23 protein-coding genes are annotated in these 22,716 nt (G+C 44.2%); 6 read left to right on the forward strand and 17 right to left on the reverse strand.

Translation table 11 applies throughout. The annotated features are described in order from the left end of the window. On the reverse strand, positions 1–852 hold the full coding sequence (gene tsf, locus L3V43_RS00285; protein ID WP_102057110.1) for a translation elongation factor Ts: 852 nt from the start codon (positions 850–852) through the stop codon (positions 1–3). Positions 853–1,072: 220 nt separating this feature from the next. Next, positions 1,073–1,801: a 30S ribosomal protein S2 gene (rpsB, locus tag L3V43_RS00290; protein WP_010371318.1), complete on the reverse strand. Its 729-nt coding sequence runs from the start codon at positions 1,799–1,801 to the stop codon at positions 1,073–1,075. A 279-nt stretch (positions 1,802–2,080) separates the two neighbouring features. Between rpsB and map the strand changes: the two genes are divergently transcribed. From map to dapD, 3 genes are all read left to right on the forward strand, one after another. Beyond that, positions 2,081–2,872, forward strand: coding sequence for a type I methionyl aminopeptidase (map, locus tag L3V43_RS00295; RefSeq protein ID WP_237115932.1), 792 nt, complete (start codon positions 2,081–2,083; stop codon positions 2,870–2,872). A gap of 216 nt (positions 2,873–3,088) precedes the next feature. Further along, the gene (gene glnD / locus L3V43_RS00300; protein ID WP_237115931.1) at positions 3,089–5,707 is read left to right on the forward strand and encodes a [protein-PII] uridylyltransferase; all 2,619 of its coding nucleotides are present in this window, start codon (positions 3,089–3,091) and stop codon (positions 5,705–5,707) included. A 10-nt stretch (positions 5,708–5,717) separates the two neighbouring features. Then, a complete protein-coding gene (gene dapD, locus L3V43_RS00305; protein WP_102057115.1) occupies positions 5,718–6,545 on the forward strand; it encodes a 2,3,4,5-tetrahydropyridine-2,6-dicarboxylate N-succinyltransferase in 828 nt (275 codons plus the stop codon). Between the two features lie 49 nt (positions 6,546–6,594). Here dapD and L3V43_RS00310 read toward each other — a convergent pair whose 3' ends face one another. From L3V43_RS00310 to rpoE, 11 genes are all read right to left on the reverse strand, one after another. Beyond that, a complete protein-coding gene (locus L3V43_RS00310) occupies positions 6,595–8,649 on the reverse strand; it encodes a TonB-dependent receptor (RefSeq protein ID WP_237115930.1) in 2,055 nt (684 codons plus the stop codon). 81 nt (positions 8,650–8,730) lie between these two features. After that, positions 8,731–9,465, reverse strand: coding sequence for a pyridoxine 5'-phosphate synthase (gene pdxJ, locus L3V43_RS00315; protein ID WP_237115929.1), 735 nt, complete (start codon positions 9,463–9,465; stop codon positions 8,731–8,733). Positions 9,466–9,558: 93 nt separating this feature from the next. Next, a complete protein-coding gene (gene recO, locus L3V43_RS00320) occupies positions 9,559–10,251 on the reverse strand; it encodes a DNA repair protein RecO (protein ID WP_010606763.1) in 693 nt (230 codons plus the stop codon). Continuing rightward, positions 10,252–11,151: a GTPase Era gene (gene era / locus L3V43_RS00325; RefSeq protein WP_211866560.1), complete on the reverse strand. Its 900-nt coding sequence runs from the start codon at positions 11,149–11,151 to the stop codon at positions 10,252–10,254. After that, positions 11,141–11,818 carry a ribonuclease III gene (gene rnc / locus L3V43_RS00330; protein ID WP_010371291.1) on the reverse strand — a complete coding sequence of 226 codons (678 nt, stop codon included), beginning with the start codon at positions 11,816–11,818 and terminating at the stop codon, positions 11,141–11,143. Before rnc ends, era begins: the two co-directional genes overlap by 11 nt. 2 nt (positions 11,819–11,820) lie before the next feature. Beyond that, positions 11,821–12,756: a signal peptidase I gene (lepB, locus tag L3V43_RS00335; protein ID WP_010371286.1), complete on the reverse strand. Its 936-nt coding sequence runs from the start codon at positions 12,754–12,756 to the stop codon at positions 11,821–11,823. 12 nt (positions 12,757–12,768) lie between these two features. Then, the gene (gene lepA, locus L3V43_RS00340) at positions 12,769–14,556 is read right to left on the reverse strand and encodes a translation elongation factor 4 (RefSeq protein ID WP_235366679.1); all 1,788 of its coding nucleotides are present in this window, start codon (positions 14,554–14,556) and stop codon (positions 12,769–12,771) included. Positions 14,557–14,615: 59 nt separating this feature from the next. Continuing rightward, entirely contained in the window at positions 14,616–15,074 is a 459-nt protein-coding gene (locus tag L3V43_RS00345) for a SoxR reducing system RseC family protein (protein WP_237115928.1), read from the reverse strand. Continuing rightward, on the reverse strand, positions 15,071–16,021 hold the full coding sequence (locus L3V43_RS00350; protein ID WP_010606760.1) for a MucB/RseB C-terminal domain-containing protein: 951 nt from the start codon (positions 16,019–16,021) through the stop codon (positions 15,071–15,073). The genes L3V43_RS00345 and L3V43_RS00350 overlap by 4 nt, the downstream gene beginning before the upstream one ends. After that, a complete protein-coding gene (locus L3V43_RS00355; RefSeq protein WP_102057119.1) occupies positions 16,022–16,633 on the reverse strand; it encodes an RseA family anti-sigma factor in 612 nt (203 codons plus the stop codon). Between the two features lies 1 nt (position 16,634). Further along, positions 16,635–17,216: an RNA polymerase sigma factor RpoE gene (gene rpoE, locus L3V43_RS00360; protein ID WP_010371267.1), complete on the reverse strand. Its 582-nt coding sequence runs from the start codon at positions 17,214–17,216 to the stop codon at positions 16,635–16,637. A gap of 297 nt (positions 17,217–17,513) precedes the next feature. Between rpoE and nadB the strand changes: the two genes are divergently transcribed. Then, entirely contained in the window at positions 17,514–19,115 is a 1,602-nt protein-coding gene (gene nadB / locus L3V43_RS00365) for an L-aspartate oxidase (RefSeq protein WP_102057120.1), read from the forward strand. A gap of 57 nt (positions 19,116–19,172) precedes the next feature. On the opposite strand, the gene L3V43_RS00370 is transcribed toward nadB, so the two are convergent. Together L3V43_RS00370 and L3V43_RS00375 are read right to left on the reverse strand one after the other, a co-directional pair. Further along, the gene (locus L3V43_RS00370; protein ID WP_323054427.1) at positions 19,173–19,526 is read right to left on the reverse strand and encodes a protein YgfX; all 354 of its coding nucleotides are present in this window, start codon (positions 19,524–19,526) and stop codon (positions 19,173–19,175) included. A 40-nt stretch (positions 19,527–19,566) separates the two neighbouring features. Beyond that, positions 19,567–19,818: a succinate dehydrogenase assembly factor 2 gene (locus L3V43_RS00375; protein ID WP_010371260.1), complete on the reverse strand. Its 252-nt coding sequence runs from the start codon at positions 19,816–19,818 to the stop codon at positions 19,567–19,569. 160 nt (positions 19,819–19,978) lie between these two features. Between L3V43_RS00375 and ygfZ the strand changes: the two genes are divergently transcribed. Together ygfZ and L3V43_RS00385 are read left to right on the forward strand one after the other, a co-directional pair. Further along, the gene (gene ygfZ, locus L3V43_RS00380) at positions 19,979–20,890 is read left to right on the forward strand and encodes a tRNA-modifying protein YgfZ (protein WP_010606756.1); all 912 of its coding nucleotides are present in this window, start codon (positions 19,979–19,981) and stop codon (positions 20,888–20,890) included. 11 nt (positions 20,891–20,901) lie between these two features. Beyond that, the gene (locus L3V43_RS00385; RefSeq protein ID WP_010606755.1) at positions 20,902–21,387 is read left to right on the forward strand and encodes a peptidylprolyl isomerase; all 486 of its coding nucleotides are present in this window, start codon (positions 20,902–20,904) and stop codon (positions 21,385–21,387) included. A 31-nt stretch (positions 21,388–21,418) separates the two neighbouring features. Here L3V43_RS00385 and L3V43_RS00390 read toward each other — a convergent pair whose 3' ends face one another. Together L3V43_RS00390 and L3V43_RS00395 are read right to left on the reverse strand one after the other, a co-directional pair. Then, positions 21,419–21,868, reverse strand: a complete 450-nt coding sequence (locus L3V43_RS00390; RefSeq protein WP_227386999.1) for a hypothetical protein — start codon at positions 21,866–21,868, stop codon at positions 21,419–21,421. A gap of 11 nt (positions 21,869–21,879) precedes the next feature. Beyond that, complete coding sequence (locus L3V43_RS00395) at positions 21,880–22,707, reverse strand: DUF481 domain-containing protein (RefSeq protein WP_102057122.1); 828 nt, start codon at positions 22,705–22,707, stop codon at positions 21,880–21,882. Positions 22,708–22,716 lie beyond the last annotated feature (9 nt).

A 22,716-nucleotide genomic window follows, 5' to 3' on the forward strand; every position in this document is an offset into this window, starting at 1 on the left:
TTACTGACCTTTTGCTGCAGCGATTTGTGCTGCAACTTCTGCTGCGAAATCTTCTTCTTTCTTCTCGATACCTTCACCTACCTCTAGGCGAACGAATGAAGAAACAGATGCATTCTTCTCTTTAAGGTAGTCACCCACTGATTTCTTAGGTTCCATGATGAAAGCTTGACCAGTAAGAGAGATCTCACCAGTGAACTTCTTCATACGACCAACAACCATTTTCTCAGCGATTTCAGCTGGCTTACCTTCGTTCATTGCGATTTCAACTTGAACCGCTTTTTCTTTTTCAACTACTTCAGCAGGTACGTCTTCTGGGTTTAGGTAGTCTGGCTTAGAAGCAGCAACGTGCATTGCAACGTGCTTAAGTGTTTCTTCGTCAGCATCACCAGCTACAACAACACCGATACGCTCGCCGTGACGGTAAGCAACTAGCTTGTCACCTTGAATGTAAGAAACACGACGGATGTTCATGTTCTCACCGATTTTAGCTACTAGTGCAACACGAGTCTCTTCAAACTTAGCTTGTAAGTCTTCGATAGTTAGTTGCTCAGCTACAGCTGCGTCAGCAATTTCGTTAGCAAATGCAAGGAAGCTTGCATCTTTTGCTACGAAGTCAGTTTGACAGTTAACTTCTACTAGTGCAGCAAAACCTTCGCCTTGCTTGATGATGATTGTACCTTCAGCAGCGATGTTGCCTGCTTTTTTAGCAGCTTTAGCAGCACCACTTTTGCGCATGTTTTCGATTGCTTGATCGATATCACCGCCAGTTTCTGTCAGTGCTTTTTTACAATCCATCATACCAGCGCCAGTGCGGTCACGAAGTTCTTTTACTAGGGCAGCAGTTACAGCCATTAGAATATCCTCAAATCTGAATTCAGTTCTTGATAAAACCAACCTTAGGTTGGCTGAATATCAAATCAAGTACAGCTCGCCTCAATTTGATAAAAATCCGTTATCTTTCAAGGTCTGCTTGGCAAACAACGGGATAAGCAGTTAATCACTTATAAAGAATATCAAGTCTTCATCAATAATTTGATGAAGACTTGATGACAGCTAATACCTAATCAGGTAATTACTCAGCTTCAACGAAGTCGTCGTTTTCTGCTTGAGCAACGATGTTGCTTTCACGACCTTCAGTGATAGCAGTCGCTACTGCACCAGTGTATAGCTGGATTGCACGGATAGCGTCGTCGTTACCAGGGATGATGAAATCAACACCATCTGGGTTAGAGTTAGTATCAACAACAGATACTACTGGGATACCTAGGTTGTTAGCTTCACGGATAGCGATGTGCTCGTGGTCAGCGTCGATAACGAAGATAGCGTCAGGAAGACCGCCCATATCTTTGATACCGCCAAGGCCTTTTTCAAGCTTTTGCATTTCACGAGTAAGCATTAGCGCTTCTTTCTTAGTAAGCTTCTCGAAAGTACCGTCTTGGCTTTGAGTCTCAAGCTCTTTAAGACGCTTGATTGATTGACGAACTGTTTTCCAGTTAGTCAACATACCACCTAACCAACGGTGATTTACGTAGAACTGCTCACTTTGGATAGCCGCTTCTTTAACTGCTTCGCTTGCAGCGCGCTTAGTACCTACGAAAAGGATTTTGCCTTTGTTAGATGCTACGTTCTGTAAGAACTTAAGAGCATCGTTGAACATAGGAACAGTTTTTTCTAGGTTGATGATATGAACGCGGTTACGTGCACCGAAGATGAACGGCTTCATCTTAGGGTTCCAGTAACGTGCTTGGTGACCGAAGTGAACACCAGCTTGAAGCATATCGCGCATTGAAACGTTTGCCATTGTATATTTCCTCTAAAAGTTAGGGTTAGGCCTCCACATATCCCATAGCACCAACACGAAGTTTTTATAACTGCATGCACCCAAGTGTATGTGTCGATATGTGTGTGTGTTAATATTAATAAGTGTGTTGTCTTAACTACAAACATTCAATCTCATCGTGTGAGGAAGAATTATTTGTAAAAAGACGGCGCGCTTTATACCATATATAAAGAATTAACTCAATCTTATGCGTAAAATTTGTGCATAATAAATGTTCATCTAAATTGACTTGGAGTCTAAATGAGTGCTGTGATCAAAACCCCTGAAGAAATCGAAAAAATGCGTGTTGCCGGGCGTTTAGCCGCGGAAGTACTGGAAATGATCGAGCCGTTTGTTAAGCCAGGGGTGACCACCGACGAATTAAACACCATTTGTCACAACTACATTGTTGATGAGCAAGGTGCTGTTCCTGCACCGCTAAATTATCACGGCTTTCCGAAGTCTATTTGTACCTCAGTTAACCACGTTATCTGTCACGGTATCCCAAACGATAAACCGCTAAAAGAAGGCGACATTATCAATATCGACATCACTGTGATCAAAGATGGGTATCATGGTGATACGTCAAAAATGTTTTACGTCGGTACACCAACGATCCAAGGTAAGCGCTTAAGCGAGATCACGCAAGAAAGCCTATACCTTGCGATAAAAATGGTAAAACCGGGCGTGCGTTTGGGTGATATTGGCGCTGCAATTCAAAAGTATGCAGAAGGCTTTAACTACTCTATCGTGCGTGAATATTGTGGTCACGGTATTGGTAAAGAATTCCATGAAGAGCCACAAGTAATGCACTACGGCAAACCAGGTACTGGCGAAGTGCTCAAAGCTGGCATGTGTTTGACTATCGAGCCTATGGTTAACGCCGGTAAGCGCCAATGTAAGCTACTAAAAGATGATTGGACTGTCGTTACCAAAGACCGTAGTCTTTCGGCGCAGTGGGAACACACGCTGCTTGTCACAGATAATGGCGTTGAGATCTTAACGCTGCGCAATGACGAAACGATAGACCGCGTTATTACGCATTCAGCTTAATTGCAAAAAGCATTTATTAAAGCCAGCCAGATTGCTGGCTTTTTTATTGCAAAACTCACACAACAGCGATTACAGCACCCCTTGGTTTAGATATCAGTTACACACGATGATAGTTGTCCAATCCTTGACCCTTCACCTCCTCGTCACTCGCAATTCTTATTTATTTAGTGTAAAACAGGACTCTACTGTTTTTGCGCGCATGACACAGGATCCTAAGTGGCATTACCGAACAAAGTGAAGACGCTTCTTGACGAAGCACAAGAACTTACCGATTACCGTGATTGTCTTGCTTTTTTCTACAAATGGTTAAGCAATCAATTTGCCAAGCAACCCGTTAGAAATCTAATTAACTCTCGAGCCGAATTTATCGATCGATTGTTGATTAAATTGTTTAATGAAACTGGGCTAGCGCACCAACCAGACTTGTCGTTAATCGCCATTGGTGGTTATGGTCGTGGTGAGCTACACCCGTTCTCTGATATCGATTTTTTGGTGCTGACTAAATCCGTTCCCTGTGAAGAAGTGACCAGCTGTTTAGAGCGTTTTGTCACTTATTTATGGGACTTAGGTCTAGATATTGGTCATAGCGTAAGAACCCATGAACAAGTCCTAGAACAAAAACAAAATGACGTTCACTTTGCCACAAGTCTGCTAGAAAGCCGCCTAATTTGTGGTAACCACATTGAGTATGAACACCTCAAACGACATATCGTTGAAACCCCAATTTGGCAATCTAGTGACTTTTTTATCGCCAAGGTCAACGAGCAGAATATTCGCCATAAAAAATGCCACGGTACCGCCTATAACCTTGAGCCTAATATTAAAGAAAACCCCGGTGGCCTTCGCGATCTGCAAACCATTTTTTGGGTCGCTAAAAAGCACTTTCGCGCTGAAACTTTGGAAGAGTTGATCAATCACGGTTATTTGACCCATGAAGAATATCAAGAGCTGTTAGAGTGCATCGAAAACCTGTGGAACATTCGCTTTGCGCTACACCTGGCTGCTGGTCGCAGTGAGAACCGTTTACTGTTTGACCATCAACCACATGCCGCTGAGCTCCTCGGTTTTGGCTCTGAGGGTAAAGCCTCGGTCGAGCGCATGATGAAACGCTTATTTAGGATCATGAGCCGAGTGCGCGAAATGAACCAGATGCTACTTTCCTATTTCGAACAAAGCATTCTTCCCGAGCAGTTGGAACAAGAAGCCGTGCCACTCGACAGAAACTTTGAGCGTATTGGCAATAAAATTCGCGTTAAAAATCCTTCGGTCTTTTTTCGTCGAGAGAATTTGTTTGTCCTCTTTGAGCATATTGCGGACAACCCTAAAATCACTCACATTGACCCAAGTACCATACGTACTATGCGCCAAGTCAGACGCCGTTTATTAGGCGATTTGCAAGATTACGCAGGCTGTCGTGACGCTTTTTTAAGGTTATTGAAACACCCTAATGGCATGGGACGAGCGTTTACTCTGATGCACAAACACGGGATCATCGCTGCCTATTTACCGCAGTGGCGTAATATTTTTGGACAAATGCAGTTCGATCTGTTTCACGCCTACACGGTAGATGAGCATACCCATAAACTCATCAATAACATCTACCGCTATTTCGATAAAGAGCATATTAGTGAATTCCCGATTTGTTCTGAGATTGTTGCCCGCATGGACAAACCAGAGCTACTCTACTTGGCTGGGATCTTTCACGATATTGCCAAAGGTCGAGGTGGCGACCATTCCGAGCTTGGTGCCGTTGACGCCATGGCATTTACCAAAATGCACGGTTTTACCGCTTCCGACGCTAAATTGGTAGCTTGGCTGGTGCAAAATCACCTCCTGATGTCTGTCACAGCCCAGCGTAAAGATATTAACGACCCCGATGTTATTGCAGAATTTGCACAAAAAGTGAAAAACGAACGTCAGCTAGATTATCTCTATTGCTTAACGGTTGCCGACATTCGTGCCACCAACGACAACCTCTGGAACGACTGGAAAAACACCCTCTTACGCGAGCTATATCTACATACTCAACGGGCATTGCGCTTGGGTCTTGAAAACCCAATGGATATGCGCGACCAGATCCGTGATAAGAAACGCCAAGCCAAGCAACGACTGATTAATTTGGGCTACTTCGAAGAGTACATTGACCTTATTTGGTCACGCTTTAAGGCCAATTATTTTACTGCCTTTAGTGAACAGCAGATCTCTTGGCATACTGAGCACTTATTACAGTCTGATGATTTAAGTCAGCCAAGCGTGATCGTCTCTAACAAGCCCATGCATGGCGGGACGCAAGTATTCGTATACAGTCCTTATGAATCGGCGCTATTCGCCAAGCTAGTCAGTGTAATTGGTTCTAAAAAAGCACAAATCCAGCATGCTCAGGTCATGACCACAAAAGATGGCTATGTTGTCTTTAGTTTTGTTATCCTAGAAGTGAATGGCGACCCACTCAGCACCAGTCGTGCAGCGGGGATCAGGAGAGGCTTAGAGACACTCTTAAAAGACCCAAAAAAGAAAATCAGAGTCAAAAAGAATCGCTCACAGAAGTTTAAAGATTTTAATATTAGGCCAAAAATTATCTTGCGCCCTCATGCTAGAGCAAACCGTAGCCTTATTGAAATTCAGGCCATTGATATTCCGGGGTTACTGACTAAAATTGCTGAGGTATTTCAGGCCTATTCACTACATATTCATGCCGCACGCATTACAACCGTCGGCGAACGCGCAGAAGACTTTTTCGTCGTCTCAAACAAAGATTACAAGGCACTAGATGAAGTACAAAAAGCTGAGCTTCATCGCGCCCTACTCAAAAAATTAAATGCTGAAACAGATTAACGAGGAATTTATGTCTGATTTAAAAACGACTATTGAAACCGCGTGGGAAAACCGCGATACCATTACTCCAACCACGGTATCGGACGAAGTAAAACAAGCGATTGTCAACGCATTGGAAATGCTAGATTCAGGTGCAGCGCGTGTTGCTGAAAAAATTAGTGGTGAGTGGGTTGTACATCAATGGTTGAAAAAGGCGGTACTCCTGTCTTTTAGAATTCGTGACAACCAACCAATGAACGATGGCGTTAACCAGTTTTACGACAAAGTACCATTAAAATTCTCAGACTATACGCCAGAGCAGTTCCAACAAGGTGGTATGCGAGTAGTACCAAACGCGGTAGCGCGTCAAGGCAGCTTTGTCGGTAAGAACGTGGTACTTATGCCGTCTTACGTTAATATTGGTGCATATGTTGATGAAGGCACTATGGTAGACACTTGGGCGACCGTAGGCTCGTGTGCACAGATCGGTAAAAACGTACATCTATCTGGTGGTGTGGGCATTGGTGGCGTTTTAGAGCCGCTACAAGCCAATCCAACGATTATTGAAGACAACTGTTTTATCGGCGCACGTTCTGAAATCGTAGAAGGTGTGATTGTTGAAGAAGGTGCCGTCATCTCCATGGGTGTCTATATTTCACAAAGTACTCGTATTTACGACCGTGAAACAGGCGAAACCCATTATGGCCGCGTACCAGCCGGTGCAGTGGTAGTACCAGGATCGCTACCAAGTAAAGATGGCTCTCATAGCCTGTATGCAGCAATTATTGTGAAAAAAGTAGATCAGCAAACCCGCGAAAAAGTTGGGATCAATGCACTACTTCGCTCACTAGACGACTAAATATCACGATAGTTTCACAAAGGGAGCTTTCTGCTCCCTTATTCATGTATTACCAGCGGTAGTCCAGTGACACTAGAATGTTTCTTGGTCTTCCCGGAAAGTACCTGTCACCACTAAATGAAGTGTAATCGGCACGCTCAGCATAACGTTCGTCGGTTAGATTTTTCACTCTCATCGTCAACGCCAAATGCGGATTTACCTGCCACTTTCCTCGTAAGCTCAGTAAATCGTGACCAGAATAACGATGAAGATTTTCGGGGTCAGTAAAATACTCTCCTACATGGTGCCAAGCTAAAGACCAACTGAGATTATCCCGTGCTTGCCAGTGTAATTGGGCGTTAATGACGCTCCTTGGTGCTGAATCTAGATCGTTGCCGTTAATATTGATGCCACCAAGAATATTATCTTGTTCATAGGTATGCTTAGCACGCGTTGCGGCGAGATCTAGTTGCCAATGTGCTGTGAATGAATAACTCAGCTCCAACTCCACACCTCGGTGTCTTGAGCGACCATCGTTGATATAGAAAAAGTCACTATCTCGGAAGATCAAATTTTCTTTTTCCATGTCATAAATCGCGACCTGATAGCCAAGACTATCTGCACTCCCTTTTAGGCCAAGCTCGATATTGTCCGCCTTTTCTTCCTCTAGCGATGCTTTTACCTGCTCTCGCTGCAATTGGTAAAGCTCAGCAGTTTGTGGTGCGCGATAGCCTTGAGACACGTTAGCATAGGCAATATTTCGCTCAGTGAACGCATAGCTTAGGCCAAATTTTGGTGAAAAATAAGCAAAGCTATCTTTGCCACTGGCTGGGCGACTATAACGACATCCTCCCATTGCACACACCGAGCCATCTTCTTTGGTGCGCCCAGTAGGCAAAAAGTTGCGATAATCGTACTTCATTGACTCAAAACGACCGCCCAGTTCAACTAACCAGTTACCCTGTCGCCAACTGAGATTTGCAAAAGGCGCGAGTTGCCTTGCATCTACTTCATAGTCGTAATGCTTTCCTGTAGGAATAGTTGAGCGCAAAAATGCAGAGCCTTCAGTCGGCGTAGGCTGATACTGCAACATCTCGCCTTGGGTATATTCCGCATCCATTCCCCAATCTAGTTGTATTGAGTCACTTAATTCAGTGTGTATAAGCGTTTGCAGCCCCACACCAGTTTGACCATTTTCTTCAAACGGCTTACCCGGCAAGAAATGCTTAACAAATTCCATCTCTTGCCAGCGTACATAAGGTTTTATCAGTATGGTGTTACTATCATCAAAGTGCCCGGTTATTTCTGTCCAAGCTCTAAATGACTCTGCCTTTCTAAATGCTTCAGGGTTTTCGTTTTGCTTTGCCAATTGCTTATTTTTATAGCTGTCCACTCCGGTTACATAACCCGCAGTTTGCTGATCTAAGTGGGTGTATGTCATTCCAGATACGACACCAACCTTCTCACCTTCATATTGGTGTTTGACGCTCAACTTTTGTTGCTCAACGCTTTCATCCTCACGATAACCCGTATCTTTTGTAAGGGTTAACGCTGCGCCCAAGCCAAGGGCTTTATCGCCAGCTTGTATCCGAGTTCGGCTATAACCATAGGAGCCGATATCTAATGCAATCCTAGGTGTCTTTTGAATGCTGTTTGAAGTAATCACATTAACCACTCCATGCACCGCATTAGAGCCATACAATACGCTGTTTGGCCCTTTTAGCACTTCTATACGATCAGCCGCTTCAAAGTGCGATTCAAAGAGTTCATTAATATTACAAAAGCCTGCGGCTCTGAGTGCAATACCATCTTCAGCCATTAAAATGCCGCCACATGCGCCTGCACCAGAGAGCACTTGTGAGCGCAATGCAGGTAGATACTCTTGACCATTACCATGTTGTACATTTGCGCCAGCAACGAGCCTCAACGCCTTTTCGATATGCGTGACGCCTGTATCATCTAATTGAGCTTCTGTTAGCAAAGAGAGGCTTACAGGGCGCTCTCCTGCCGCCTCAGCCAATCTGGATGCCGTAGAAGTGATGATTTCAAATTCGTTGTTCTCTGTCGCTTCGCTAAGTTGTGGTGCAAGGGCACAACTTGCAAAGACCAACACCATTTTTTTCATTTTGATACCAACTGTATTAACTCGATTACAAGGCAAAAAGAAAGGGCTACACAGCCCTTTCGTTTTCTTTACCACTAAACGTTATGCTTGTCTCGCCTCTAACATCAAACGCTTCATATCTCGTACTGCCTTTTCCAGCCCATCAATTGCTGCTCGAGCAACAATGGCATGACCAATGTTAAGTTCGTAGATTTCTGGCATTTGTGCAATCGGTTTAACATTATGGTAATGCAAACCATGGCCAGCATTGACGATAAGACCTAGGCCATGAGCATACTTAACGCCTTCACGAATGCGCTCAAGCTCGGCGCTCATTTCGGTGTCGTTCTCAGCATCAGCATAAGCACCGGTGTGGATCTCAATGTAAGGGGCACCGGTTTGCTTTGCAGCATCTAGCTGCTTTTTATCCGCGTCGATGAACAAGCTTACTTTGATACCTGCATCAGCTAGGCGCTGAGTTGCCGCTGTGATCCTATCTAGATTACCCGCAACGTCTAAGCCACCTTCCGTGGTTAACTCTTCGCGTTTTTCTGGCACTAGGCAAACATATTCAGGTTTTACTTCGCAAGCGATGTCGAGCATTTCGTCAGTTACTGCAATTTCTAAATTCATACGTGTTTGGATGGTTTTTGCCATCACATAAACATCACGATCTTGAATATGGCGACGGTCTTCACGCAAGTGAATAGTAATGCCGTCGGCACCTGCGTGCTCAGCTACTGCAGCTGCATGTGCTGGATCAGGATAGCTAGTGCCACGCGCCTGACGAAGCGTTGCAATATGGTCTACGTTGACGCCAAGTAAAATATCTTTCATCGTTTATCCCTTGATAATATGACGTAGCAAGTGGATCACCCACTTATTACTGCGATACCAATTTATCGATTTATACTTTTGATTAAATTGGTATTATTTCTTTGAAATAAATAGTTCTCTACTTTTCAGCCCTTGCTTACCAACCAGCGGTGCCATTAATTTTCGTGTTAATAGCTTAGCCGCCCTTCTCACGGCAAGGTCTTGGAAATCTTGATTGGCAATGGCCAATAACATACTGCCCGGTATCGTATCAGGTTCACGACCGACTGCAATAAAACCGTACTCAGATACGTACTTATACGCGGCTTTTGGCCGCACTGGATTACCTTCAGCGTCAAATTCCAGTTCCACCCCGAAACCCAGCTCACCTAACAATTGCAACTCAAAGCTACGTAAGATAGGTTCCACATCTTCATCTTGGGCCAAACGCATTAAATGTAGCTGATAGAGCGCAAAGATCTGCTCTAGCGGTTCGTTGGTTGGTACCACGCGTTGCGTTAATTCATTGAGATACAAACCACAATATAACTGCCGCCCAACGAGTTGGATTTGATTGTCTGTGGGTTCAAAACGGTTTAGGTATTTAAAATCGTATCTGCCTGCATATTGCAGTAAAAGTAATGAAAATGGCCGCAGCTGGGCATTATGTTTGAGGGATTGCTTGCCCTTGACTCGGGCAAGCATTTTAAGTTGTCCAACGCCTTCGACCAGCACGTCAAGCAGTACCTGAGAATCGCTGTAAGGTCTGCGATGTAACAGATAGGCCTGTCGAAAGTCGCTATCCAATCAGTCTTCTCCGTACCCTAAGCTACGAAGAGCACGTTCGTCGTCTGCCCAGCCAGATTTCACTTTAACCCAGCATTCGAGATAGACTTTGTTGTCTAGCATGTTCTCAAGATCTTTACGCGCTTCGCGACCGATAACTTTGAGCTTTTCGCCTTTGTTGCCGATCACCATGCGTTTTTGCGATTCGCGCTCAACAAGGATCAACGCGTTGATCTGCCAAACGCCGTTGTCTTGCCACTTAAACTGTTCGATCTCTACCGTCACCGAGTACGGTAACTCATCGCCCATAAAGCGCATCAACTTTTCACGCACGATCTCTGCCGCCATAAAACGCATTGAACGATCGGTAACATAATCTTCAGGGAAATAGAATTCACACGCAGGCAAACGCTTGTGCACTTCTTCTCTGATCATTTCAACGTTCTTACCTTGCTTCGCAGAGATAGGTACGATCCCGATAAAATCCCCCTGTTCACTCAACCACTGAATATGTGGCATCAACAAGTCTTTATCTTTTACCTGATCGGTTTTATTCATCACCACCAAGATAGGACGACCGCTGTCTTTAACTTTAGCCAGTACCATTTCGTCATCAGGCGTCCAATGCGTCCCTTCTACGACAAAAATAACCAGTTCAACATCGCCGATTGAGCTTGATGCTGCTCGGTTCATTAAGCGGTTAATTGCACGCTTTTCTTCAATATGAAGTCCTGGCGTATCAACGTACACCGCCTGATAGTTACCCTCTGTATGGATCCCCATGATGCGGTGACGAGTAGTTTGAGGTTTACGCGAGGTAATACTTACCTTTTGCTCAACCAATTTATTTAATAGTGTCGATTTACCTACATTAGGTCTACCGACAATGGCAATCATGCCGCAATGTGTATCAAGCGTCATTCTTTAATATCTTAAGCGCTTTTTCGGCAGCTTTTTGCTCAGCTTTACGTCGCGAGCTGCCTACTGAAATTATACTTTCCATCCCTTCCACTATACATTCGACCGTGAATGTTTGGTTGTGAGCTTGCCCTTTGGTATCTATTACAGTGTAGCCCGGTAAAGGTAATTTTCGAGCTTGTAGATACTCCTGCAGCAGCGTCTTCGGGTCTTTTTGGTTATGACCAGGTGAAATCGCAGTTAAGCGTGATTCGTACCAACTTAGTACCAAATCTCTACACACGTCGATGTCAGAGTCTAAGAAAACGGCACCAATTATGGCCTCTACTGCATCTGCGAGCGTTGACTCACGGCGAAACCCGCCGCTCTTCAGCTCACCTGGGCCTAGGCGCAGATAATCACCAAGCGCGAATTCCACACCGAATTCCGCCAGCGTTTGACCACGCACTAACGTTGAACGCATGCGGCTTAAATCACCTTCACGCGCTTTTGGAAACTTGTGATACAAAGCATTTGCAATCACAAAGCTTAAAATAGAGTCGCCCAAAAATTCGAGACGCTCGTTGTGCTGGCCTTTGTGACTGCGATGCGTCAAAGCCTGCTCAAGCAGCGCCTTATCAGAGAAGTTGTACCCTATTTTATTATAAAGTTCTTCTACGTTTCTTTTCATTTTTACTGAATACTACCTAGGCGTTCAAAACGAACACCAGTTGGAACCCACCCTGGCAAAATGCTGTCTGGGCCATTATCAAAATCAAAACTTAACCAAATAAATACCGCTCTTCCAACCAAGTTTTCATCAGGTACAAAACCCCACATACGACTATCTTGGCTGTTATTACGGTTATCACCCATCGCAAAATAACTTCCCTCTGGTACTACCCACTCATCGCGGCGAGTACCTGGTTGTTGATAGTAGCGATCTGTTAACTCTAACACTTCAGGATTAATTAAAATATCATGTTCTACGTTTGGCAAATGCTCGGTTAGACGCACTAACTGCATTGGACCTTGCGTAAACTCGTCACGATTTACAATGTCTACATCAATCTTGTTATATTCGCCACACGTCAACCCGTTTGCTTCGCTCTGCCCGTCTTCACACTTAGGTTTAATGTAAAGCTGACGATTGCGATAAACAATATGGTCGCCCGGTAAACCAACAATACGTTTGATGAAGTCAATTCTCTCATCTAGCGGAAACTTGAACACCGCAATATCACCGCGCTCAGGGGTACCCGTTTCAACGATTTTGCTACGCCACACTGGGTCTTTAATCCCGTAAGCATATTTTTCCACGAGAATAAAATCGCCATCCAATAAGGTTGGCATCATTGAGCCGGATGGAATTTGAAACGGTTCAAAAATAAACGAACGGAAAATCGTGATTGCGGCAATCATAGGAAAAATTGATTTCGCGTTTTCAACAATGGCAGGTTCAGGTGCGATTTCCGCAATGATGTCGGCATCCAACTGAGTGTCAGACGCACCTTGCGCAATAGCAAGCCTAGCTTGTCTTTTTGGTGCATACACCAAATGATCGATCAACCAAATAAGGCCTGAACCGACCGTGAGTAGCACCAATAAAATTGAAAAATAACCTGCCATTTGTATTTCCTGTTACTTACCTACTTTCAATATTGCTAAGAATGCGTCTTGTGGCACTTCAACGTTACCAAGTTGCTTCATACGCTTCTTACCTTCTTTTTGCTTTTGCAGTAGCTTTTTCTTACGGCTCACGTCACCACCATAACATTTTGCGATTACGTTTTTACGTAACTGCTTAACTGTACTACGCGCAATGACGTGATTACCAATTGCAGCTTGAATAGCAATATCAAACATTTGGCGAGGGATCAATTCTCTCAGCGCTTCAGCTAACTGACGGCCACGCGTTTGTGAACCATCGCGGTGAACAATTATTGCAAGCGCATCAACGCGGTCACCATTGATCAGAATATCCACACGCACCATGTCTGATGCTTCAAAACGCTTGAAGTTGTAATCGAGTGATGCAAAACCACGGCTGGTAGACTTCAACTTATCAAAGAAGTCCATCACCACTTCTGACATCGGCAGTTCATAGGTTAACGCAACTTGCTTACCGTGATAGGTCATCTTGGTCTGCATACCACGCTTTTCAACACACAGCGTGATCACGTTTCCTAAATATTCTTGCGGAACGAGAATATTTGCTTCAACGATTGGTTCACGAATTTCAATAATGTCGTTTACTGGCGGTAAATCAGACGGATTATCGATTCTCACCACACCGTGCTTAGTTTCTACTTCATAAATTACCGTTGGAGCTGTGGTGATCAGATCCATGTCGTATTCACGTTCAAGGCGCTCTTGAATAATCTCCATATGCAGCATACCTAAGAAACCACAACGGAAACCAAAGCCTAGTGCTGTTGAGTTTTCAGGCTCGAAGAATAGTGATGCATCGTTGAGGCTCAATTTATTAAGCGCATCGCGGAAGTTTTCATAGTCATCAGATGAAATTGGGAACATTCCCGCGTATACCTGAGGCTTCACCTTTTGGAAACCAGGCAAACGGTCTGTTGCAGAATCACGAGCCATGGTAATGGTATCACCAACTGGTGCACCATGGATGTCTTTGATACCTGCGATAACAAAACCTACTTCACCTGTTTTCAACACCCCGGTATTAGTCTGCTTAGGAGTAAAGATACCAACCTTATCTACTTGGTGAGCTTGCTCTGTAGACATGATCTTAATCTTTTCGCCCGCTCTTAATTCACCGTTTTTAATACGCACCAATGACACTACGCCTTGGTACGGGTCAAACCATGAATCGATAATCAGTGCCTGTAGTGGCGCATTTGGCTCACCTTCTGGCGGTGGAATATCACGTACGATCACTTCGAGTACTTCATCAATGCCGATCCCCGTTTTCGCACTACAACGAACCGCTTCTAATGCTTCAATACCAACGATATCTTCAATTTCTTCGGCAACGCGAAGTGGATCAGCCTGTGGTAAGTCAATTTTGTTCAGAACCGGAATAACTTCCAAGTCCATCTCAAGTGCGGTGTAACAGTTCGCTAGTGTTTGTGCTTCTACACCTTGACCCGCATCAACAACCAATAGCGCACCTTCACAAGCGGCTAGAGAGCGTGAAACTTCATAAGTGAAGTCAACGTGTCCCGGTGTGTCGATAAAGTTTAGCTGGTAGGTTTCACCATCTTTTGCTTGATAGTTAAGCGTTACACTCTGTGCTTTGATGGTAATGCCGCGCTCACGTTCGATGTCCATCGAATCCAGTACCTGCTGCTGCATTTCGCGGTCTGTTAAACCTCCACAAACTTGGATTAAGCGGTCTGATAGCGTCGATTTTCCATGGTCAATGTGGGCAATAATAGAAAAGTTACGGATATGCTTCATATACTGGATTCAATACTTCTGTTAGTCACAAATAGAGATTAAGGCCTCGATTTTACATTTTATTTAGTACAATCACCATCTATTTGCGTTATTGGTAGGCTAATTGGGTAAATTTTTATCACTTTTACCTGATGTTTGAGTTTATCCCCTTGGACTCTGGCGAAAAATAAACCGAGTGCTGCACTCGTAAATGCAATAAGTATCTGCAAAGGTTCATTGAGACCAAGTACGAGGGCTGCGATAAACATGCCGGCAAAAGCAAAAAGTAATGGCATCATGTAAACATAAAACGCATGTTTCACCACATTAGAGTCGTCTAATGCCAACTTAATTTTTTGGCCAATTTCGACAGATTCCATCAAATCTATAGGGAATTGTTTTTTGTGGGTGCCAAAGAGTTTGGCGAATACTTGGGAGCCGCACTTGCCGTTACAACCTTCACAGGCGGGCTTTGGCTGTGCTTCTAAGTAGACAGTTGCGCCTTTTATGGCGGCAACTGTCAGAGTTTGTTCTATCATAAAGGTCTTTTCACAGACTCAGCGATTGCTTTTGCGGTCATTGCTGGAATATTTCCAACTACAGATACGTCAAACGCACCTGTGTTGTGTACGTACACCGTTGTCGCACCTGACGAAAGCGCTCCACTTGGGCGCTGGCCCGGTAAAGGACGTTGTACAAATACCGAAATATCGACAAGGCCGTCGGAAAACAAGTAGTAGTCTGCCAGCTCATTGTTTAAATCTAACTTATGTCTGTCAGATTTTAGCAGCTCAAAGCCCTGAGGTAACCAACCAATTTGCCAATTGTTTTTTGTGCCATTCTCAAGTGTCTTCAACAACCCAGATACGGCTTCAGGAAACTGTTTTTGGGAAAGTTCTAACAATTGTTCAGCAGGGGTTTCAGTCACTCTGATATGGGTAAGCTGAAGCTGTTCTAACAACTCGCCTTGTTGGTTTACGTAAGCGGATTTTAGCAACAGAGATGACTCGGTATCGATCCACAACCAATAGTTGTATTTAGCGTCGTCCTTTGCTTCTAACCTGACAAGCTGAGCAGGTCTGTCAACGATCCGACCTTTACCACCTAAGACAAAATCATAGCTTTCTTTGAGGCTGTCGATATTTTTGAATAAAACTTCGGGAATTGGACCTGCTATCGAATCTGTTTGGATGGTGTAAGGCTCAGACTTTGGTTCAAAATAAGTTACTTTGTCACCAATGCGGATCATTTCAAGTCCAGCGCCATTGAGCAAACTTAAAAGCTCAAATTCAGTCCCATCTTGGTTACCATGAAGCCAACGGTAAGGCTCCATAGATTTTCCTTTCACCACGACAAACGATGCATCAAAGTTTCTATGATGCACCGCTTCGGCCATGTCTTTTAGCAGTTGTTTGGCTGATACGCTTTCATTTGCCCACAGCCAACTAGAGAAAAATACACTTACTACAACTAACAGTGCTCTCATTTATTGCTCTTTTTCCTCTTGCTTTTTAGCGGTGTTGTTTTCACCAGATTGCTGCAGCGCATACGCCATACGTGACTGTCTTTGATGCTCTAGCACCAATGCACCAATACGTTGCTGCTGTAACTCTCTAATGCCTTTAGCCGCTGATTCAAGCGCAGGCTCAGTTGATAAGCTTACAGGAGAAACGCCTCCGGCAAAAGGAGTTGATTGCAACTGTAACGTATCGCCCGCAGGTAAAGTCGCGTCAGTGCTTAACGTATTAACCCCAAGCACAGCAAACAATGACACACTTGCCGCGATAGCCACTTGTGCAAACGGCTTACGCCATGCACTTAGCTCAATCACATTGCTCTTCGGCGTCGTTTCTTTCACTTGCCCAACGGCCGGATCACTATACGTTTGCTCTTGTTCAAGTGCCGCTGCAAAGCTGCTGGTGATATCAATGCAAGGTGTGTCTTGCTTTTGACTACGCATTACATCACCAATCAAGGCATACCGAGCAAACTTTTGTTCGTCTAAACGAACATCGGTTTCAGCGTTGAGTGACAGATCACCGTCAAAAATTTGCGATGTCGTTAAATCTTCTGTCACTTGTTTTTCAGCTTGTGCCATATTAAGACTCACCTATTAATGGGTTCAAATTGTTATCTATCGCTTCCCTTGCGCGAAAAATTCTCGAACGAACTGTACCAACCGGACAATCCATAATGACAGCTATTTCCTCGTAGCTCATACCTTCGATTTCACGCAAAGTAATTGCGGTTTTTAAATCGTCAGGCAAGCGCTCGATAGTTTTGAAAATCACTGCTTTCACTTCGTCGCTTAACAATAGATTTTCCGGTGAAGCGTTCGATCTTAATTGGTCTGCACCATCATAAAACTCGGCTTCTTCCGCATCTACGTCGTTTGCTGGCGGCTTTCGACCAAGCGCCACCAAATAATTTTTTGAACAGTTAACCGCGATTCTATACAACCAAGTATAAAATGCGCTCTCGCCCCTAAAGTTAGGCAACGCTCGATAAGCTTTAATGAACGTTTCCTGTGCCACATCTGCCACATCGCCTTGATTCGCTACATAACGAGAAATCAGCGCTGCGACTTTATTTTGATACTTGGCAACTAACAGGTTGAATGCGTTTTTATCTCCCTGTTGAACGCGTTTAACTATATCTAGATCTAAATCCTGCTCGCTCATTCGAGCCGGTACTCCTCTTTTTGCTTTTCTAAATCGTATCTAGTTGCCATCATTCACAGCTACTCTGACTTAGTACTGAATAAAAAGTTCTGTTTTTTTGTATTTTTTTTTAAAATAAACGAATTCATCCATCTTTGCGTACTAGTTTCTTGGCTGCTTTTTAGCATTATTCCATTAGCAGTCACACAAAATGTTCTAAATGATTCTCATTAAACGGAACAAACTCTCTGCCTTCTATGATAGCAGATGTGGTATAAATAGCAGAATTAAACGCAAAAACAGTAAAGATCTTCGAATATGAAAAATACGACTCACCACAATACTGATGTAGTCATTATTGGCAGTGGCGCTGCTGGACTCTCTCTTGCGCTCTCTTTAGCAAACCACTGTAAAGTTACCGTGATAAGCAAAGGGGCGTTAAAAGAAGGCTCCACACTTTATGCTCAAGGTGGCATTGCCGCAGTATTCGATAAGAAAAATGACAGTATCGAATCACATGTCGAAGACACACTTGCGGCAGGCGCTGGCTTATGTGACCGCGATGCGGTGCACTATACCGCCTCAAATGCAAAAAATTGCTTGAAGTGGCTGATTGAGCAAGGCGTACCATTTGATATGGAAGTGGATAGCAAAGGGAAAGAGCGCTTTCATTTAACCCGCGAAGGTGGGCATTCACATCGTCGTATATTGCACGCAGCTGATGCAACGGGTAAAGCCGTTCAAACCACATTAATTAGCCAAGTACAGTTACACCCAAAAATTAATATATTAGAGCAATACAACGCCATCGATCTCATTAAAGATAAATATGGTGACTCAAGCGATATTAAAGGTGTTTACGTCTACAATCGCAAAGCAGATAGAGTTGAGAGCATCTCGGCTAAGTTTGTCGCTTTAGCAACGGGTGGCGCAAGTAAAGTTTACTTGTATACCTCAAATCCAGATGTTTCTTCAGGTGACGGCATCGCAATGGCGTGGCGTGCGGGTTGCCGTGTAGCCAACATGGAGTTTAACCAATTTCACCCGACCAGCTTATACCACCCTGAGCTACAAAACTTTTTAATAACCGAAGCCATGCGCGGTGAAGGCGCGCTGCTTAAACGTCCTGACGGCACACGCTTTATGCCTGACTTCGATGAACGCGAAGAACTTGCCCCTCGCGATGTAGTCGCCCGTGCCATTGACTATGAGATGAAGCGATTGGGTGCAAATTGCGTCTATCTGGATATCTCACATAAAGACAAAGAGTTCATCATTGAGCACTTCCCTACGATTTATGCTAAGTGCTTAAGTGTTGGTTTAGATATCACCAAAGAGCCAATCCCCGTAGTGCCAGCGGCGCATTATACTTGCGGTGGTGTTATGACTGACTTTAACGGTCGTACTGACATCGACAATTTATATGCAATTGGCGAAGTGGCTTACACAGGTCTACACGGCGCAAACCGCATGGCGAGTAACTCGTTGTTAGAATGCATTGTGTTTGCCCACGCTGCCGCAAAAGATATTTTAGCTAAAATCGATAATCGTCCTGAGCCATCTAAGTTACCAGATTGGGACGAAAGCCGTGTCAGCGACTCGGATGAAGAAGTAGTTATCACCCACAACTGGCATGAACTTAGATTGTTTATGTGGGATTATGTTGGCATTGTTCGCTCAACTAAACGGTTAGAACGTGCGCTACGCCGCGTTGAGTTATTGCAGCAAGAGATCCACGATTATTACGCCAACTTTAGAGTGAGTAACAACCTGCTCGAATTACGTAACTTAGTACAAGTAGCTGAACTTATTATTCGCAGCGCGTTAGAACGTAAAGAAAGTCGCGGACTGCACTACACCATTGACTTCCCTGACATGGCTGAAAACTCCACACCGACCGTTTTGTCACCGACAAAATAATAATATTTGCATGTAGAGTATGTGCTGATTTTTATCGCCATGCTCTCGTTGCTTTTTCTAATTGGCTTGCAGTACGGTGCGACAAAGTAAACGCCAGTCCGCTTCTGGTATTGCCCGTCGAGTCAAAAATATCTGCTGCTTAGCTTGGTTCGCATCCATGATTTTTAGCGCTATTTGACTATCAAACCATATGGTCGCACCAATAAGCTGCCCTTTGAAATTTATCGTTTTCGACTGTATTTCAATGAAGTTTTCCTTCGGGATCAAGAGTACAGTACCCGCCTTTGGTGTACGAGATAGAACAGTTTGCCAACTGCAATAACCCGTAACAGCAAACACGATTGCGACTAACCACCACAGCGCTGGAAACAGCAGAAAAAGGATAAAAGTGAGGCAAGAAAAAAGAACCACAAAGAAGGTGTGGTTCTGAAGATTGTGTTGAAAGTCGATTCTATACGCGGATCCGATCAAGGATTAACTTAACCATGCGTTTTAGCTCTGGATCTGGACATTCTTCATGGCCCATAAACCAAGCAAATAAATCTGGATCCTCACAGGTAACTAGACGCTGAAACACGTACTTACCTTCGTCGGATAGCGCGTCATAAGCCTGCTCAACAAACGGCTCTAAAATAACGTCCAGCTCTAACATGCCACGACGGCAAGCCCATTTAACTCGAGCTTTAGGCAGTAACTCAACCATAAACTGATTAACCCCTCATAAACTATTGAGAAAATTATACCCACTGTGCAGGACATATGCCATAAAACTTATAGAAATGGCACATTGAAATCGTCCGTCCCTATCTCCACTTATGATTTTACGGTAACATTACGAAAACACTTTAATAGGGATCAACATTATGTCAATTGCTCGTGCTTATGCGCTTCCGTTCAAGGTTATTCGCATTTCAGGACAAGATAAACTTAGCTATTTGCACGGTCAGGTTACTCAAGACATTAACCTTATCAAAGAAGATAATTTTATGTGGTCTGGGCATTGTAGCCCTAAAGGCAAACTTTGGTCTGTGTCGCGCTTAACTCGCTATCAAGACGACTACTTAATGCTTGCAGGTGTAGCCGAAGCTGAAGCATCACTTCGTGAGCTAAAAAAGTACGGCGTTTTTGCCAAAGTTGACATTGATTTTGCTGACTGCGAAGTCTTTGGCTTAATGACTCAGGACAGTAAAGCGCTTGCTACTGCCTTTGGCGTTGAGCTTTCGTCTGACGCAAGCGCTGTGGATGTTGCCAACGGCAAGCTGCTAAAACTCGCAGACGAGCGCTTTGTTTTCATCGCGTTCGAAGGCGCAAGTTTACCCACGGACGTGGAACAACAAAGCAATCCAGCACCGTTTATTGCGGCCAGCATTTTAGCAGGAGAGCCAAGCCTTGATGCCGATCACGTGGACGAATTTGTACCACAAATGGTTAACCTTCAAGCCCTTAACGGGATCAGCTTTAAGAAAGGTTGCTATACTGGTCAAGAAACCGTAGCTCGTATGCGCTATCTTGGTAAAAACAAACGTGCCATGTACATAGTGACAGGCAATGCTGCAGAGCGCATCGAAGAGGCAGACATTGAACTGCAGATTGAAGATAACTGGCGTCGTGGTGGCAAGGTTATTCAACAAACCTTCGATGCAAGCAGCGGCCGTTATTATGCGCTGGCTGTGATGCCAAATGACACACCACAAGACGCGGTGCTAAGAGCAAAAAATTCACCAGAGGTGAGTCTTACTATTCAACCTCTACCTTATTCTTTAGAAGACAACTAACGGGATCTTATATGATTATTGGCCCTAACTCGGTAGTGACAATCCACTACTCAGTTCAAGACAAAGACAACAACACGATTGATAGCACATTTGATGATGAGCCTGTGATAGCGATGCTTGGCTCAGGTTATCTGATCCCAGGTCTTGATGATGCCCTACAAGGCAAACAAGCTGGTGACACTTTCAGTGTGACCATAGAGCCACAAGAAGGTTATGGTGAGCGCTTTGACGAATTGACTCAAGCTGTTCCTAAGTCAATGTTTGAAGGCATGGAAATCGAAGTGGGTATGCAATTTAGAGCTACCACCGACGAAGGCGACCAAATCGTTGTGATCATTGGTATCGAAGACGAAGAAGTCATTGTTGACGCGAACCACCCGCTTTCTGGGATCACACTAAATTTTGACGTTGAAGTGCTTGAAGTACGTGAAGCAACAGCAGAAGAAGTTGCCCACGGCCATGTTCATGGCGAGGGCGGTTGTGGTCACGACCACTAAGATTAGTCGAGTTACTAATAGAAAGCGCTGATCATTCAGCGCTTTTTTCTTGTTTAAGTTTACTTTCCATTGCCGTAACCAAGTTGGATTGGTCATTGGTTCCTAAGCGATATTTAGTGCCATCCTTCATCACCACTTCAAGTGCCTTGAATCCGGCAACTGTGTATACCCAACCATCTGTGCTGATCCGCATGCCAATGCCATGACGAAGAGAATTAGTCACAGGCTGAACATAATCGATATCGTCAAACTTTAAGGTCATTTTGGCGACCGATGGTCCAAACCACCAGCTTAACGTTTGTTGCTCTTGGTTCACTTGAATGGTTAAGCCGTAAAAAATAAACGCAACAAGCGCGAGGATCACCAAAAAGCTGACAAAGGCTAGATTGCTACCAGTTAGGAAAATTGCCAATATGGTAAAACTGGCGATAAAGGCTAGAAACAGCCATATAACCCATGCAAACTGTGTATTTTTATACATCGATAATCTTCTTAATCAAAGCTGTAAACTAATGTAGCACCAAGTTCGGTGTCTACCTTTTCTTTTTCATTTTCTGGCTGCGAATTATAACGGTAAATAAACGCAAACTTCAGCGCAATCCCGCCAATCACTTGTGTAACTAGCGCGGACTCAGCAAACAATCGGGAGTTTAAACCTGACAGCGATTGCTCAAAACTGACGTCTTGATTAAAGCGGGTGCGCTTTGACACGTTTCTTTCCCACTGCAATGCCATACGCAAAAGCTGGCCTTGCTCCGTTCTATCTTCTTCCGGCTCAAGCTCGATTTCGTTATCCACACGAGAGATAGACATACCGGGACCGATGTCGACATCTACCGTGTTCTTTCGTCCCTCATACACACGATTGCCATAACCGAGCGCAAATGTCGTGGTATATTCCTTGCCATTAAACCTGTCACGCTCATAGTCACCGTACATAAAGAACGAGGCGTTATCGTCCCCTAGCTTATAGTTACCTTGCGCAGAGCCAAAATAGCGCGACGCTGAGACATCTTCGACGTCTGTTTCTGTATTTTGCTCGCGGCGATAAAGGCCATTAAATTTAAATTGATTACGCCACTTGGGGAAATCTTGGTAAAGGTTACTTTTAAACTTAAATGACGTGTTTTGCGTATTACCTTTGTTAACGATAAAGCCAAATTCAACGTCGCCGTACAGCATTTCGCCCTTGTGTTTTTGATGAATTTCGTCATCGGGCATTTTGCCATATTCGTGAAAATCTTCGAATGGATCCGTAGCTAAGCTTGGTAGCGAAACCAAGCCAATTGCAAATAAGGCGAAAGTTCTAAAAAACGGCACTGACAACTA

The sequence above is a fragment of the Pseudoalteromonas sp. L23 genome (assembly GCF_021728455.1).
Taxonomy (GTDB): Bacteria; Pseudomonadota; Gammaproteobacteria; order Enterobacterales; family Alteromonadaceae; genus Pseudoalteromonas.